General features: G+C 57.5%; 13 protein-coding genes and 5 tRNA genes. 14 read left to right on the forward strand and 4 right to left on the reverse strand.

Going from position 1 to position 15,688, the window contains the following annotated elements:
- Positions 1–2 precede the first annotated feature (2 nt).
- Positions 3–413 carry a DUF3842 family protein gene (locus tag ACEVJK_RS00215; protein WP_147572164.1) on the reverse strand — a complete coding sequence of 137 codons (411 nt, stop codon included), beginning with the start codon at positions 411–413 and terminating at the stop codon, positions 3–5.
- Positions 414–541: 128 nt separating this feature from the next.
- A complete protein-coding gene (gene pfkA, locus ACEVJK_RS00220) occupies positions 542–1,543 on the reverse strand; it encodes a 6-phosphofructokinase (protein ID WP_147572163.1) in 1,002 nt (333 codons plus the stop codon).
- Between the two features lie 253 nt (positions 1,544–1,796).
- On the opposite strand from pfkA, the gene ACEVJK_RS00225 reads away from it, so the two are divergent.
- The 5 genes from ACEVJK_RS00225 (at position 1,797) to ACEVJK_RS00245 (ending at position 2,290) form a co-directional block, all read left to right on the forward strand.
- Positions 1,797–1,872, forward strand: a tRNA-Val gene (locus ACEVJK_RS00225).
- A gap of 34 nt (positions 1,873–1,906) precedes the next feature.
- A tRNA-Asp gene (locus ACEVJK_RS00230) sits at positions 1,907–1,983 on the forward strand.
- 3 nt (positions 1,984–1,986) lie between these two features.
- Positions 1,987–2,062: transfer RNA gene (locus ACEVJK_RS00235), tRNA-Phe, on the forward strand.
- 36 nt (positions 2,063–2,098) lie between these two features.
- Positions 2,099–2,174, forward strand: a tRNA-Gly gene (locus tag ACEVJK_RS00240).
- Between the two features lie 41 nt (positions 2,175–2,215).
- Positions 2,216–2,290 (forward strand) — tRNA-Cys (locus ACEVJK_RS00245).
- A gap of 219 nt (positions 2,291–2,509) precedes the next feature.
- Here ACEVJK_RS00245 and ACEVJK_RS00250 read toward each other — a convergent pair.
- Positions 2,510–3,169: a Crp/Fnr family transcriptional regulator gene (locus ACEVJK_RS00250; RefSeq protein WP_240287369.1), complete on the reverse strand. Its 660-nt coding sequence runs from the start codon at positions 3,167–3,169 to the stop codon at positions 2,510–2,512.
- Between the two features lie 199 nt (positions 3,170–3,368).
- Between ACEVJK_RS00250 and ACEVJK_RS00255 the strand changes: the two genes are divergently transcribed.
- The 5 genes from ACEVJK_RS00255 (at position 3,369) to ACEVJK_RS00275 (ending at position 8,918) form a co-directional block, all read left to right on the forward strand.
- Positions 3,369–4,034, forward strand: a complete 666-nt coding sequence (locus ACEVJK_RS00255; RefSeq protein ID WP_186852095.1) for a cytochrome c biogenesis CcdA family protein — start codon at positions 3,369–3,371, stop codon at positions 4,032–4,034.
- A 12-nt stretch (positions 4,035–4,046) separates the two neighbouring features.
- Positions 4,047–4,646, forward strand: a complete 600-nt coding sequence (locus ACEVJK_RS00260; protein WP_374739733.1) for a TlpA family protein disulfide reductase — start codon at positions 4,047–4,049, stop codon at positions 4,644–4,646.
- Between the two features lie 190 nt (positions 4,647–4,836).
- Entirely contained in the window at positions 4,837–6,711 is a 1,875-nt protein-coding gene (locus ACEVJK_RS00265; protein WP_240287365.1) for a S41 family peptidase, read from the forward strand.
- An 86-nt stretch (positions 6,712–6,797) separates the two neighbouring features.
- The gene (locus ACEVJK_RS00270; protein WP_240287363.1) at positions 6,798–7,913 is read left to right on the forward strand and encodes a CobW family GTP-binding protein; all 1,116 of its coding nucleotides are present in this window, start codon (positions 6,798–6,800) and stop codon (positions 7,911–7,913) included.
- Positions 7,914–7,970: 57 nt separating this feature from the next.
- Complete coding sequence (locus tag ACEVJK_RS00275) at positions 7,971–8,918, forward strand: GTP-binding protein (RefSeq protein ID WP_374739734.1); 948 nt, start codon at positions 7,971–7,973, stop codon at positions 8,916–8,918.
- 94 nt (positions 8,919–9,012) lie between these two features.
- Here ACEVJK_RS00275 and glsA read toward each other — a convergent pair whose 3' ends face one another.
- Positions 9,013–9,930 carry a glutaminase A gene (gene glsA, locus ACEVJK_RS00280; RefSeq protein ID WP_147572156.1) on the reverse strand — a complete coding sequence of 306 codons (918 nt, stop codon included), beginning with the start codon at positions 9,928–9,930 and terminating at the stop codon, positions 9,013–9,015.
- A gap of 247 nt (positions 9,931–10,177) precedes the next feature.
- Between glsA and ACEVJK_RS00285 the strand changes: the two genes are divergently transcribed.
- The 4 genes from ACEVJK_RS00285 (at position 10,178) to ACEVJK_RS00300 (ending at position 15,686) form a co-directional block, all read left to right on the forward strand.
- Complete coding sequence (locus tag ACEVJK_RS00285) at positions 10,178–11,443, forward strand: putative DNA modification/repair radical SAM protein (RefSeq protein ID WP_374739735.1); 1,266 nt, start codon at positions 10,178–10,180, stop codon at positions 11,441–11,443.
- A 35-nt stretch (positions 11,444–11,478) separates the two neighbouring features.
- The gene (locus ACEVJK_RS00290) at positions 11,479–12,258 is read left to right on the forward strand and encodes a TIGR03915 family putative DNA repair protein (protein ID WP_240287357.1); all 780 of its coding nucleotides are present in this window, start codon (positions 11,479–11,481) and stop codon (positions 12,256–12,258) included.
- A gap of 293 nt (positions 12,259–12,551) precedes the next feature.
- Positions 12,552–13,847: an MFS transporter gene (locus ACEVJK_RS00295; protein ID WP_374739736.1), complete on the forward strand. Its 1,296-nt coding sequence runs from the start codon at positions 12,552–12,554 to the stop codon at positions 13,845–13,847.
- A gap of 234 nt (positions 13,848–14,081) precedes the next feature.
- Positions 14,082–15,686 carry a glucosyltransferase domain-containing protein gene (locus tag ACEVJK_RS00300; protein WP_374739737.1) on the forward strand — a complete coding sequence of 535 codons (1,605 nt, stop codon included), beginning with the start codon at positions 14,082–14,084 and terminating at the stop codon, positions 15,684–15,686.
- Positions 15,687–15,688 lie beyond the last annotated feature (2 nt).

Below are 15,688 nucleotides of genomic sequence, written 5' to 3' on the forward strand. Positions count from 1 at the left end.
CTTCATCCTTCCAATTCCGCCATCATCTGGTCGATTGCCTGGGCCACATAGACCGGGAGCGCCTGTTCCCTCACCCCGGCCACCAGGACCCCGCAGCTGTTCATGGGGACCAGGAACTTCTTTGCCCTACAACTGCCCACGGCCTGTGCCATAGCCGGAGTCACTTCCCCCAGGATGGCGTTTGCCACCACGATGCCTACTGGGCCCAGAATCGCGTCCGCGTCTTCTACGCCCCGCAGGACCGGATTCTCTCCCGTGGCGCCGTGGTCCGCCCCCGCCTTTAGCATGGTAGAGGTGGCGATACTGTTGGTCCCCAAGGCATATACTTCCGCCTGGGGGACGCGGGACTTGACCCCCTCCACTAGCAGCTTGCCCAGGCGGCCCCCCTGGCCGTCTACGACTACGATCTTCATCGATCTTTCCTCCCCTCCCCGGATCTGCCCGAAGATTCTCTCTCATTTATTATACTAAATTTCCGTCTATCACACAAGGAAAAAGGCCCCGGAAGCCGACCGCTCCGAGGCCTTTTCTCCGCCGCAGTTTAGTTTCCGATGTTGGTCAGGGCCTCCAGCACATCGTAGCGGTCCATATCAAACTCTTTGGTCATCGCCAGGGCCTCCTCCATATCCAAGTCCACGATACGGCCGTCCCGGGTGGCGATAATCCGGTTCCCACGTCCCTGGGCCAGCGCCATGACTGCCTCGTATCCCATGCGGCTGGCAGTCTCCCGGTCCCGTGCGGAAGGTGAGCCGCCCCGCTGGATGTGCCCCAGCACTGTGACACGGGGATCGATCCCCACCTCCTCATGGATGCGTTTGCCGATCTCAATAGCGCTGCCCGCCCCTTCGGCTACCACCACCATGTAGTGGGTGGAGCCAGCCAGACGCGCCCTGCGGATCTTCTCTACTACATCCCGCTCAAAATCTACCGTCCGTTCGGGAATCAGGACAGCGGTAGCGCCCACAGCGATGCCTACATAGAGCGCCAGGTAACCGGCGTGGCGGCCCATGACCTCTACCACAGAGCAACGCTCATGGGACTGCATGGTATCCCGCAGCTTATCGATACACTCGATGGCGGTGTTACAGGCAGTATCAAATCCAATGGTATAGTGGGAACAGCCGATATCGTTGTCGATGGTAGCAGGGATGCCCACCACCTCCAGCTTGTGGCCAGATTCCGCTATCTGCCGTGACAGGGCCAGTGCCCCTCGGAAGGTACCGTCCCCTCCGATGGCTACAATGCCGTCCAACCCCAACAGCTTGCAGGTGGCGATGGCTTTCTCCCGGCCCTCATGCTGCATAAACTCCAGACTGCGGGCCGTATAGAGCATAGTTCCGCCCTTGTCAATAATATGGCTGACACTGGAACCGCTCAACTGCACAAAGTCGCTGTTGATCAGGCCGCTCCAGCCCCGGCGAATGCCAACACACTCAATCCCCTGGTTCACAGCGGTGCGGACCACTCCACGAACCGCGGCGTTCATGCCAGGGGCATCGCCGCCGCTGGTCAGTACGCCGATGCGCTTCACTTGGCTGCTCATTTCCTGGAACCTCCTCACGATATGCCGGACTGGAACGCCGGCTCTCGATTTAACTCTATCGTTTTATCATTATAGCTGTCATGCTCCTGGCCTGTCAAGGCTCTCAGATCTGCATCAGAAAAGACGGTTTATTTTGCCCAGAGCGTAAAAAAATGGACCCGAAAATTTTTACGCCAAAATTTTGCATTTCCCTGTTGACAAGCGGGAAACAGTTTAGTATAATAAGCAAGCCGTCGCAAGAGCGAGCACAGTGGGGAGCATAGCTCAGCTGGTAGAGCACATGCCTTACAAGCATGGGGTCACAGGTTCGAGCCCTGTTGTTCCCACCACTTTTTCCTGATGGTCCATTTCTTCGGACTACCTGGCTCGGTAGTTCAGTTGGTTAGAACGCCGGCCTGTCACGCCGGAGGTCGAGGGTTCAAGTCCCTTCCGAGTCGCCATTTGCCTCTGTAGCTCAGTTGGTAGAGCAGAGGACTGAAAATCCTCGTGTCGTTGGTTCGATTCCGACCGGAGGCACCATCCCCCGCATAGGAAACTTTGCGGGGGATCCAAAACGCGAGTGTAGCTCATCTGGTAGAGCGCCACCTTGCCAAGGTGGAGGTAGCGAGTTCGAGCCTCGTCACTCGCTCCAGTTAGATGGAGCAAAGACCTCTTTGCTCCATCTTTAAATAAGGTGCCATAGCCAAGTGGTAAGGCAGAGCTCTGCAAAAGCTCCACTCCCCAGTTCAAATCTGGGTGGCACCTCCATAAAAATAACCACACCTAACGGTGTGGTTATTTTTATAGATACCTGAGATGTTTAAAATGCTCGGCGGAAATGAGCCTGCGCCGCCCCATCGTGCTGGGCTCCAGTTTCAGCGGACCAAAGCCGCTTTCATTCTACGGAGATTCAAATACACGAGGTGGGACAAATATTGATCATGATATATGAAGGAGCGCCAGGAACCTACCCGGCGCTCCTTTTCTTCACAGTCTGCGCTCCAGATCATTCTTATCTGTCAGCTTTACACCACCCCGAAACAATTCCACAGCCCCGGAGGCGGCCAGCTTCTTCAGCGTTCGGGTCACCGCCTCCCGGGCGCTACCAATGGCCTGGGCCATCTGCTCCTGGGTAACCTTCAAGGTATCGGTCCCCAGCCGCTCACACTCCTCCAGCAAGTAGGCCGCCAGCCGCTGCTCCAATGTGCGGAACAGCATCTGCTCCACAGCAGTGAGCACCTGGGAAAAATGCTGGGTGGCACCCCGGTACAGGAAATTTTCCACATACAGGTTATCCCGCACCAGCGTTGACAGACACACCGCAGGAATGACCACCGCCTCCACCCTGCCCTCGGCCTGGACCTGGACATTGAAGGAGGACACAGACATAGTACAGGAGGCCGTCATGATACAGACTTGCCCCCCGGAAATACGAGAGATAGTAGCTTCCCGCCCATCCTCGGACAAGAGGAACAGCCGCACGACGCCTGATCGGATCAACAGCAATCCCAGACAGTCCCGCTCCCCAGACCAGATCATCTGCCCCGGCTCATAATCCGCCTCATAGGCGGCTGCCCTTACCCGCTCCCGCTCCTGGTCAGAGAGCTTATCCCAAAACGCCAGTTCTTCCAAACAGTATCCAGTCATGGGCACCCCTCCTTTTCTTTTGACTCAATGATAGCTGTTTTCTCTGAAAAAAACAAGAGTCCTTGTAACTCGGTCACAGAACTGCCTCTCCATCTCTTAGTATATTAAAGGCAATATCTCCGCCTTGACAGCCTGTGTTCCATGCTTTACCCTTAATCCCTGAAGCCGATATATCTATATAAAATAATAGGAGGGCCCTATGACCTATTTCATCACCTTTTTGGAGGGTATTATCACCTTCATCTCCCCATGTCTATTGCCTATGCTGCCCATCTACCTATCCTATTTCGCCGGGGGCAACCCAGATGAGAGTCAGGGCACGGTACTAAAAAACGCCGTCGGCTTCGTCCTGGGCTTCACCATAGTTTTCGTGGCTATGGGGGCTTTTGCTGGCTCCATCGGCGCCCTGCTTCGGCAATACCAGACGGCCGTCAATCTCGTCAGCGGCCTGCTGGTCATTCTCTTTGGTTTGAACTTTCTTGGTCTGTTCAATCTTAATATCTTCAAGGGTACTCGGGGATTCAGCCAGACCCATGAGATGGGCTTTCTCTCCGCTCTGCTCTTCGGGCTCATTTTCGCAGTGGGCTGGACTCCCTGTGTAGGTGCCTTTCTAGGCTCCGCCCTTATGCTGGCCTCCCAGCAGGGCTCGGCCCTCCAGGGTATCCTCCTCTTGTTGTGTTATTCTGCCGGCCTTGGCATCCCTTTTCTGGCCAGTGCCCTGCTCATCCAATCCCTAAAGAGCGCCTTCGGCTGGATCAAGGCCCACTATGGAATTATTACAAAACTGTCCGGCCTGCTCCTCGTCTTGGTTGGTATAATGATGGCCACTGGCACCATGGGGCAGCTTCTGACCTTTTTGGCATAGGGAGGGAATTCTATGAAACGTTCTAAAAAGACTTTTATTCTGGCCGCCGTCCTGGTTCTGCTCCTCGCGGGAGCCGGATTGCTGTACAACAAACTTTCCCAGGGCAGATCCCCTGGCCTGCCCCCGGTAGAGGACAGTGCTTCCTCCTCCCAGGAGAGCAGCCCCGTCCCCGCTCCTTCCTTTCCCCTTGAGGACCCGGAAGGGAATTTATTGGATTTGTCCGACCTGATTGGAGACAAACCGGTGGTGCTGAACTTCTGGGCCAGTACCTGCCCTCCCTGCAAGGAGGAGATGCCGGACTTTCAGGCGGCCTTTGAACAGTACGGTCAGGAGATCCATTTTGTCATGGTCAATGTGGGGGACGCCATGCAGGGTGAGACGCGAGAAAAGGCGGAGGCTTTTCTTATGGAGACAGGGTATTCCTTCCCTGTATATTACGATATCGACTATCAGGGCATCCTGACCTACGGAGTCACCGGCTTCCCCCACACCTATTTTATCGACAGCCAGGGAAATCTGCAGCTCTACGCCCCTGGAATGATCAGCGCCGCGGGGCTCCAGCAGGGGCTGCACTCCATCAGCCCCGATCTGGTGCCTGCTCCGGAATCTTAACCCAAAGGCTTCTCTAGGAGGACTTTTACCCCCTTCTCCCCTTGCCAGCGAGACAAAAAAGAGGTATAATATTTTTTATGTGGAATACGCGGTGAAGTTCTATTTTCAAGCTGCTATACCCTGTCCGCCGGATGCCAAACTGCGGCATCCGGCGGATGTACGACAGGCCCCTATGTTGAAGGAGAAACCCATGAAAAAATTTTTATCTGCCTTTCTTTCCCTGGCGGTCGCTCTGTCCTTAACGGCACTGCCTGCCTCCGCCCTAGAGCTGGAGGACGCCAAAACCCTACTCCAGACCTACTATGTGGATCCCCTGCCGGATGAGATCTGGTCCCTGGACTCTCTGGACGAGATTTTAGAGGCCATCGGCGACCCCTACACCGTCTACATGAACACCGAGGAATATCAGGCCTTTCTCTCCTCGGTCAATGGGGACACAGTCGTCGGAATTGGCGCCTCTGTGGAAAACGCCTATAACGACGGCTACCGTATCATGTCCATCCTGCCGGACTCCCCCGCCCTTGAGGCTGGGCTGGAGGCCGGGGACCGCATCATTGCCGTAGACGGCGTAGCTACCGCCGCCGGGGTCGATCCCCGCACTATGATCAGCGGCCAGGAGGGCACTACGGTCACCATCACTGTCATCAGTCAGTCAGATGGGCAGCGGCGGGATTACACGATGGAGCGCCGCTCGGTCCTCATCCCAATCGTCACCTATGATCTGGTGGATGGGGTGGCAGTCATCGACTGCACCAGCTTTGGCGCCAGCACCGCCTCTGTGGTCCAGGCTGCCATTGAGGAACTGGACAACCAGACCGCCATCTGGCTGATGGATCTGCGCTCCAACCCCGGTGGTACAGATGAGTCCGCCGCGCTCACTGCTGGCCAGTTCATCGGCAGCGCCATCATGGTCTACTTCCGTGACAGCGCCGGCGGCTATTACTACCGGGCCACCTCCCCCCTGGTGGAGGACCTGACGGACAAGCCCCTGGTCATCCTGACCAGCCCCCATTCCGCCAGCGGCTCCGAGCTCTTCGCCGCCGCAATCCGAGACTATGAGGCGGGGATTGCCCTGGGTCAGCGCACCTTCGGCAAGGGGATTGCCCAGAACATCTATGACGAGAGCAACACTACCGGTATTTTTGATGGGGACTGCCTGAAGATCACCACCCTCCGCTTCTTCTCCCCCGACGGCACCACCAACCATATCGTAGGCGTCCTTCCTACCCTGGTCATTTCCGCTGAAAACGCCCCTGCCGCCGCTCTCCTGTTGGGCCAGGAGGAACCCAGTCGCGCCTCCGGCCATCTGAAGCTGTCTCTGGCCGGCCAGACCTTCTATCTGAAGATCAGTGAGGCGCTCAATGCAGACAACAAGGCTGCCTTTACCGAGCTGCTGGAGGCTCTGCCCCCTTCCGCCCTTCTGTATCAAGGCGCCGGCACCCGGACCTGGACTGAGGTATCCCCCGCCGACCTGGCACGGGAGAAGCAGTTGGACTTTACCGCCCGTTCCTTCTCCGACTTGGAAGGGAGCGAGTTTGAGCGGGAGATCCGCACGCTGGCCACCTATCAGCTGCTGGGCGGCTATGAGGACGGCACCTTCCGCCCGGACAACACTGTCACCAGGGCTGAGTTCTGCGCTATGGCGGCCACTGCCCTGGCACTCCCCGCCGACCACAGTGTGCTGGACCAGTTCTCTGATGTGAGTGCCCAGTCCTGGTATGCTGACGGCATCTCCGCCATGGCCGATATGGGGTTTATCTCCGGCTACGGTGATGGCACCTTCCGCCCGGACAGCACCATCACCTATCAGGAGATGGTGACCATTCTCTCCGCCGTGGCCGCTTGGGCCAATATGAATATATACGATCTCAGCCAACAGGAGGTGTCCGCCGCCGACTGGGCAACCTACTACGAATACGCTCCGTGGGCTCAGGCACCCGCCCGAAATCTGGCCTCCCTGGACGCGCTGGTGGGCGATCTGGCCCCCGCCGATCTGGGGACCCGCCAGGTGGCTGCCGGGATGCTGTATCAGATTATGGAGGGCATCGGACTGCTCTGGGATTGACCGGCATTCCCGCTGTACCCCTCCTTAGGCCCCCAAACAGAGGGCCCCAGGCCATCAATATTTCTCTGTGAAAGGATATGACTGTTATGACAAAGATCGATATTATCTCCGGGTTTTTGGGCGCTGGTAAGACTACGCTCATCAAGAAGCTGCTGGATGAGGCCTTTCAGGGCGAGAAGATCGTCCTCATCGAAAATGAGTTCGGTGAGATTGGGATCGACGGTGGCTTTTTGAAAGACGCCGGTGTGGAGATCACGGAGATGAACTCCGGCTGTATCTGCTGCTCCCTGGTAGGCGATTTCGGCGCCGCTCTGAAGCAGGTGCTGACCGATTATTCCCCTGACCGCATCGTGATCGAGCCCTCTGGGGTGGGAAAGCTGTCTGACGTGGTCGCTGCCGTGGAGCGGGTGCAGAAGGAGGCCCCCGGCCTCCACCTCCACAGCTTCGTCACTGTGGCAGATGCCTCCAAGGCCAAGGTGTATATGAAGAACTTTGGCGAGTTCTTCAACGACCAAGTAGAACACGCCTCCGCCATCATCCTGTCCAGGACCCAAAAGTTGGACCCCGCCAAGCTGAACGGCGCTGTCCACCTCCTTCGGGAAAAAAATTCCCAGGCGGCCATCCTCACCACCCCCTGGGATCAGCTTACTGGCAGCCAAATCGTCGCTGCCATGGAGGGTGGCCACACTCTGGCGGAAGATCTGATGGCCGAGATCGAACACGAGCATCATGACCACGACGACCACTGTGACTGTGGCTGCCATGACCATCACCACCACGAGCATGAACATCACCACGCCCATGAACACGAGCATCATCATGAGCATGGGCATGAACACCACCACGACCACATCTGTGACGACACCGCCTGTGACACCTGTATGGCCTGTGGCGCAGACCACCATCACCACCACGACGCCGACGAGATCTTTACCTCCTGGGGCCGGGAAACACCCCGGAAATATAGTCGTGAGGAGCTGCAGGAGGCCCTGTCCGCCCTGGCTATGGGCGAGGATTACGGCTATATCCTCCGGGCCAAGGGCATGGTGCCCTGTGACGACGGGCAGACCTGGCTCCATTTCGACTTGGTGCCTGAGGAGTTCCAGATCCGTGAGGGTGGCGCCGACTATACCGGCCGGCTGTGCGTCATCGGCTCCGAGCTGAAGGAGGACCAGCTGGAAAAGCTGTTCCTGCTGGCCTAATTTGCTAGATGGGCGGCCCATGGCCGCCCATCCATATCATACCACGAGGTGAAGATCATGCCCGATAGTAGGATCCCCCTGTATCTTATCACCGGCTTTTTGGACGCCGGCAAAACCACCCTTCTTACCGACACGCTGAATATGGATTACTTTAACGACGGTCAACGCACCGTCCTCCTCATGTGCGAGGACGGCGAGGAGGAGTACGACCCCCAGTTTCTCTCCCAGCGCAACTGTCGCCTGGTCCCCATCGAGGGGCAGGAGCAGCTCAACACCGAATTTCTGAAGGAAGTGGACCGGCGCTATCAGCCGGAACGGGTCCTGATGGAGTTCAATGGGATGTGGCCGGTGGACCTTCTGCGCAAGCTGAAGCTGCCCAAGACCTGGGGGCTGTACCAGGCCATCCATGTGGTGGACGGCACCACCTTTGAGATGTATCTGGCCAATATGCAGTCCATGTTCATCGACATGGTGACTGAGGCGGATATGGTCCTTTTCAACCGCTGCACTCCCGATATGCCCATGGCCGGCTGGAAGCGGTCCATCCGGGCGGTGAACCGTATGTGCGAGATCGTCTTTGAGGACGAGAAGGGGGAGGAGTTAGAGGTGGAGGATATCCTCCCCTACTCCCTGGAGGATGACCACATCACCCTGGAGGACCCGGATTACGGCATCTGGTACCTGGATATCCAGGAGCACCCTGACCGGTATGTGGGCAAGACCATCACCATGAAAACCCAGGCCATGACCGGCTCCAAGCTGCCCCGTGGTACCTTCGTCCCCGGCCGCAACGCCATGACCTGCTGTGCAGAGGATATCCGCTTTTTCGGTTTCCTCTGTAAGTATGACAGAGCCCGCTCCCTGAAAAAGGGAGAGTGGGTCAAGGTCACCGCTGAGATTCGGTGGGAGCGCGCCGACGTCTACGACGGAGAGGGCGTGGTCCTGTACGCCCAGTCGGTGGAGAAGGCGGAGCGCCCTGAGGATCCCCTGGTATATTTCAGATAAGCAGAACGGCGCCCGGTACTTTGTACCGGGCGCCGCTTTTTTCTTCCCTTTTGGCCGGGAGCATCCGCAAACTCAATCGCTCCCCCCTCCCTTATCAGAAAATACTTAGATACATCCGCTTAGACAACTCCTCCAACACCTTAATACCTGCCAGGCTGTTTCCCTTTCCATCCAGCCCAGGGGAAAAGATACCGATTCCCATTCTGGTGGGCACCACAGCCATAATGCCGCCTCCCACTCCACTTTTGGCCGGCACGCCTACATTGACCGCGAAATCTCCTGAGCCATCGTACATCCCACAGGTCATCAAAATGGCGTTGACATAGGTGGCATACCGGCTGGGGAAAATCCGCTCCTCTGTCTGAGGCAGCTTCCCACGGTTGGCCAGCACAAAACCGATGTGGGCCAAGTCCTTGCTGTTCACCGAGATGGAACAGGCTTTGAAATAGCAGTCCAGCACCTGTTCCACATCGTCCTCGATCATGCCATAGGTCTTCAGCAGAAAGGCCAGTGCCCGGTTTTTATTTCCCGTCCGCTTTTCCGACAGGTAGACCTGCTGATCCAGATCGATCTCCTGGTCTCCGGCCAGCTGCCTGGTCAGGTCCAGCAGGCGCCGGAATCGCTCCTCATAGTCCTTTCCCTTAATCAGAGTGCACATGGCGATGGCGCCCATATTGACCATGGGGTTCAAGTGGTCGCTGAACAAGGTCTGGTCCGTGACATTGATGGCGTCAAAGGGCTTGCCCGTGGCCTCTACGCCCACCCGGGATCGGACGTACTCCTCCCCGTTGTCCATCAGCGCCAGCAGCAGGAGGATAGGCTTGACCACGCTCTGGATGGTAAATCGCTTCTTGTAGTCCCCCGCCTGATAGTGCCGCCCGTCGCTGCGGAGCACATAAATCCCCAGGTCATTGGCATCTCCCTTCGCCAGCTCCGGGATATAAGTGGCCACCTTTCCCTGCTGGGTATAGGGCCGGCAATCCTCCAGTAACTGCTCCAACAACTCTTCCATTCCCCATCCTCCTTGTATTTTTTCAACAGGAGCACTCCATTTTTATGGATTTATTATAGCTGACTTTCATAATAAAGTCAATGAAAGCATAAATTCTTCCCCGTTTCAGAATACATAGGTCAATGCGCAAAACAGTGGCATCTCGCGAAATGTCCAAGGTAGAAAGATTTTTCCTCTTGACATCTCGCTCCTTCTTACTATAATTGTATAGTACAAATGTTCTATATTTGTGTTGGAGGCGAACACCATGGAACTGCTAGACAAGCTGAATATCCTGGCAGACGCTGCGAAATATGACGCTGCCTGCACCTCCAGTGGACTGGACCGTGCAGGACGCTCCGGAACCATCGGAAGTACCTCCATGACCGGCTGCTGCCACACCTTCTCCGCCGACGGGCGCTGCGTCTCTCTTTTGAAGGTGCTGATGACCAACATCTGTATCTACGACTGCCTGTACTGTATCAACCGACGGACTAACGACGTCCGGCGTGCCGCATTCTCCCCTAGAGAGCTGTGTGATCTCACCATGGGCTTCTACCGCCGGAACTACATCGAAGGTCTGTTCCTCTCCTCAGCTGTGGTTCGGAATCCGGACTATACCACCGAATTGATGATTCAGACTCTCCACCTGCTGCGGACAGAGCACCGCTTTGGGGGCTATATCCACGCTAAGGCCATTCCGGGGGCCGATCCCCTCCTCACCCACCAACTGGGCCTGCTCGCCGACCGGTTGAGCGTCAATATCGAATTGCCCAGTGCCAAAAGTTTGGCCCTTTTGGCACCGGACAAGAAAAAGGAGGCCCTTTTGGCCCCAATGAAGCAGATCCGGGATGGCATCTCCCTATCCAAGCAGGAGTTGAAACTATACCGCCATACCCCCCGCTTCGCTCCCGCGGGACAGTCCACCCAGATGATTATAGGGGCCACTCCAGAAAGCGACCGTCACATTCTCGCCCTCACCCAAGGACTTTATGACCGATATTGTCTAAAGCGGGTCTTTTTTTCCGCCTATATGCCCGTATCCACCAGCCCTCTCCTCCCCTCTTCCCAGGACTTTAAGCCCCCGCTCCTACGGGAGCACCGGCTGTACCAGGCGGACTGGCTGCTCCGCTTCTACCACTTCCGGGCAGAGGAGCTGCTGGATGAGAGCCAGCCTAATCTGGATCCCAGGATGGACCCCAAGTGCTGCTGGGCGCTGCGGCATCTGCAATTTTTTCCGGTAGAGGTGAACCGGGCCGACTACGAGGCCCTTCTCCGGGTGCCAGGTATCGGGGTAACAAGCGCCCGGCGTATTCTCACCGCCCGACGGGTGGGTCCACTGACCTTTGAGGGTCTAAAGAGGTTGGGCGTGGTACTGAAACGAGCCCAGTACTTCCTCACCTGTTCCGGTCGTTGCCTGGAGGGACTGCGGGTCAGCGAGGACGGCCTGCTGCGCCACCTGCTCGCTTTGGAGTCCCCCGCTCAGACCTCCCCCATGGGCGAGCAGCTGTCTCTGTTCGACCAAGCTGTTTGAAGCGGGCTACTCCATACTATTCAGGAGGTGATCTCATGCCTTGGACCCAAGTATGCTGCCACTATGACGGCACCTTTTCTGGTTTTCTCACCTGTGTTTTTGAAACATATGTCAATCAGGAAGAACCAGTTGAGTTCCGCACACCGGAGGACCCCTGCTGCTCTCTGTACCCCCAGAGAACCATTATCACCGTGGAGGAGCACGCCCAGCGTGTATACCGCTCCTTCTCCCCCAAGCTGGGGCATGAGGGGCGGGAACTGGCCGCTCGCGGATTTCTCACTTGTCTGCCGGAGAAGGAGCTGTGGCTCTGGAGGCTTATCCGCCTGGGCTATGAGCGGGGCCCGGCCTTTGTCCGGGATCTGACCGACCCGACTGTGGACAAGGTACGGAAAGCGGTCCAGCAACTGAACAACGAGGCGCACCTATACACTGGCTTTGTCCGCTTTTCCGACCAGGGCGGCGTGCTGGTCGGAGAGATTGAGCCCAAGAACCGGGTCCTCCCCCTACTTCGTCCCCATTTCTGCTCTCGATATCCCCAGGAGCGATTCGTCCTCCACGACCGCACTCATGGCGAGGCGCTGTTCCACCAGCCGAACCAGTGGGCCATCCTGCCAGTGGAAGATTTTCATCCGGGACCGGCCGGCGAGAGCGAGCTGGCCTACCGCCGCCTGTGGAGATCCTTCTATGATGCGATTTCCATCCGGGGACGGGAAAATCCCAGGTGCCGCATGACCCAGATGCCTAAGCGGTATTGGGGTATGATGACCGAGTTCCAAAAGGAGTGGGACCGTGCCCTGCCGGAGGTCCATGGCTGACCTTAACGCCAGTGGAAGCTCTGACAACACCCTCCGTGGCTGCCGTAAGGCCGCCCCTTGTTTCTCGCCCTATTCCGTGGTATCATTGTCCCTGCCGCCGGTGATGCTACGGCGAGCTTGCCCGAATATGGGCATCTTAGGAGGACAGCACCATGAAGCTTGCCATTGGAGCGGCTCCGCGCAAAGTCTGACCGGGCGGATTTGCGTGGAGCGTGTATTTTCTCATTCCTTACCGCCCCTGCCGGACTTTGCGCCTGTTTTATCCCTATAAAACAAAAAAGGAGCAAAGTCCCATGTCATCTGTCTTTTCTTTTATTGGTGAGCTGAAGTCCTTTCTGATCCTTTGGTTCACCCAGTTGCTGTCCACTCTGGGCAGCTCCATGACCAGTTTCGCCCTTGTGCTCTGGTCGTATCAGGATCGGGGCTCCGCCCTGACCACAGCCCTGCTCTCCGTATGCTCCTATGCCCCATATGTGCTGGTGAGCATCTTCGCAGGTGCTCTTAGCGACTGTTGGAATAAGAAGGCTACCATGCTCTGTTGCGACACCTTTGCCGCCCTGTGCACCTCGACCGTGCTTCTGCTGGCGGCATCCGGTCAGCTTCATATGTGGCATCTATACCTTCTCAACGGTTTGACCGGCCTGATGAACACAGTTCAGCAGCCTGCCGCTGACGTGGCGGTCACTCTGCTGACACCGGAGAAGCACTACCAACGGGTCAGCGGCCTTCGTTCTCTGTCCTACTCGCTGAACAATATGCTGGCTCCCGCCCTGGGCACTGCCCTATACACCCTGCTGGGACTGGAGTGGGTCATTCTCTTTGACTTGGCTACCTTTCTGCTGGCCTTCTGCTCCCTGCTGCTATTCATCCCCATTCCGCAGGGACCAAAGCCGGAGCGGACGGAGAGCCTTCTACGCTCCACCCAGGCCGGTCTCCGCTATCTCGGTGAGAACCGAGGTATTTTAAATCTGATTCTCTTTTTGGCCGCCATCAACCTGACGGCCTCCATGTTCAACGCGGCCCTGCCTGCCCTGGCCCTTACTCGTCCTTGGGGTGGCGAAAACGTCCTGGGCTTGGTCCAGAGCGTCAGCGGTGTGGCCATGCTTGGGGGCAGCATAGCCGCTTCCCTCCTACCGGCCCCAAAAAGCCGGGTGCGTGTCATCTGCAATACCCTGCTGTTGGCAATGTCCACAGAAAATTTTATTCTCGCCCTGGGGCGTGATCTTTCTCTGTGGTGTGTGGGCGCCGCCCTCGGCTGGGTGGGTATTCCCATCATGAACGCCAATCTGGATGCCCTATTCCGATCCAGGATCCCTGTGGACATCCAGGGGCGGGTATACGCCGCCCGCAACTCCTTTCAGTTCTTCACCATTCCGGTGGGTTATCTGCTGGGCGGCTTTCTGGTAGATCAGGTGTTTGAGCCTCTCGCCGCCGCTCTTGGTCCAGATAGTCTCTGGGCTGCCCTCTTTGGGACCGGAAAGGGCGCCGGCGCCGCCGGGCTGTTCCTGGCCATGGGCTTTCTGGGTGTGGCCACCTGCCTGCTCTTCCGGCGGGACAAGCGAATCTGGGCCCTAGAATGCCAGGGATAGTCCTCCCATAACAGCAAACAGGTCCTGACCTTATGGTCCGGGACCTGTTTTCTTTCCCAATCCTCCTTCCGTGCACTGTTTGGCCATCCGCTGTAAGGTGATACTGTTTATACGTCCATTGGGCCCGCCAAATTTCTCCTCTACTTTTTTCCTCTCCCTTGCAATATCCCGCAAAACGGCCTATAATGTGGAATGAGATTTTATGTACACTGGCCCCCACATAGGAGGGAACTTATGACCATTGACCAACGGGGCGCCGGTCTGTGGCGCCGGATCGCTCCCGCCCAGCGGACCGCCTTTTTCAGCTGCCTGATCACAGGCCTTTTAGTCCATTTGTACGCCTTCACCAACCTCATCCCCAACTCTGACGGCTTGAGCCGGGTCCATGATCTTCAACAGATGACTATCTCCGGCCGCTGGTTTCTCCATTACGCCTCCGCTCTCAACAGTTACACCCAGATGCCGGCGGCCATCGGCCTGCTGTCCCTGCTCCTCCTGGGAACCGCCGCCGCCCTGACCGTCAGTCTGCTTCGGCTGGACAGCCGGGTACTCGCTGGGCTAGCCGGTGCGGTGATGGCTGCTTTCCCAGTGATGGGATACACCTTTTTATACCTGTTTACCGCTTCCGCCTACTGTCTGGCTATTTTGCTCGCGGTGCTGTCCGTCTGGCTGGCTAGGCGGGGAACCCTTCTGAGTTGGGCGGCTGGAGTGGTGGCTCTCGCTCTGTCCATGGGGACTTATCAGGCCTATGTGACTGTGGCCATCTCTCTGTCCCTACTGGCAGTGTTTCGGGCTGCTCTGGACCCTGAGTTCACCTTCCAATCCACCCTCCGCCTAGGTCTCCGGCTGATGGCCTATTTGGCTGCCGGCGCCCTGCTGTACTACGGTGTCCTTCTGCTGTTCCTACAGTTCAAGGGCCTGGAGCTGTTATCCTATCTGGGAATGGACGCCGCCAGCTCCGGCTATCCCTTCGGTCAGCTTCCCCGGCTTATCCTGGATTCCTATAAACAGGTGGTGTCCTTCTTTTTTCTTCCCGGCTCCGCCAACGGCTTCGCTGATTTGTGGATGGTCATTCTGGATCTGGCCGCTCTGGCTTTGGGGGGAGCCTGCTTTCTCCTCCACTTGGGGAAAAAGGGGCTTTATCGGGATAGGTGGCGGCCCCTGACCGCCCTGTCTATGGTCGCCCTCCTGCCTTTGGGCATGGACTTTGGCCAGCTCCTCAGCCCATGGTCTGTCCCTACTCCCCTAATGAAATACGCCTTTGTATCTGTCTATCTTCTGGTCCTCCTGGCCGTCGGGCTGTTGGACAGTCAAGGGGCCTCCGCCGGTCTTGGAGCCTGGGTCCCTCCCGCCGCTGTCCTGTGGGGAGTGCTTCTGCTGGTGTTCTGCCTGAATACCAACAATCTGCTGTACACCGCCTCCGCCCAGGCCCACCGGGCTACAGAGAGCTATCTCACCCGGCTTTTTGCCCGTGTGGAGGCCTGCCCCGGCTATGAGCCGGGGATGGAGGTCGCTATCGTGGGCGCTATCCCGGAAGATCAGCTGACGGCCCAGATTGACATCTACGATCAGGTGGACCATTACAGTGTCCCCCGTGATACAGTGGCCCCCCTGAACAAGCACATCTACTACTACCTGAACGACTGGCTCAACATTCCCGTGGCGGAACCTGACGAGGACACCATGATCGCTGTGGCCGCTTCTCCGGAGTTCCAGTCCATGCCCCTCTACCCCGCCCAGGGCAGCGTCCAGATGGTGGGCGGCCGAGTGGTTGTGAAGCTCCAGGAGGAGTACACCCCAAAATCTGACTTCGAGATCGCTTATGAGAACAGGAGATAAGC

This window comes from Flintibacter sp. P01028 (genome assembly GCF_041925235.1).
GTDB lineage: Bacteria > Bacillota > Clostridia > Oscillospirales > Oscillospiraceae > Lawsonibacter > Lawsonibacter aceti.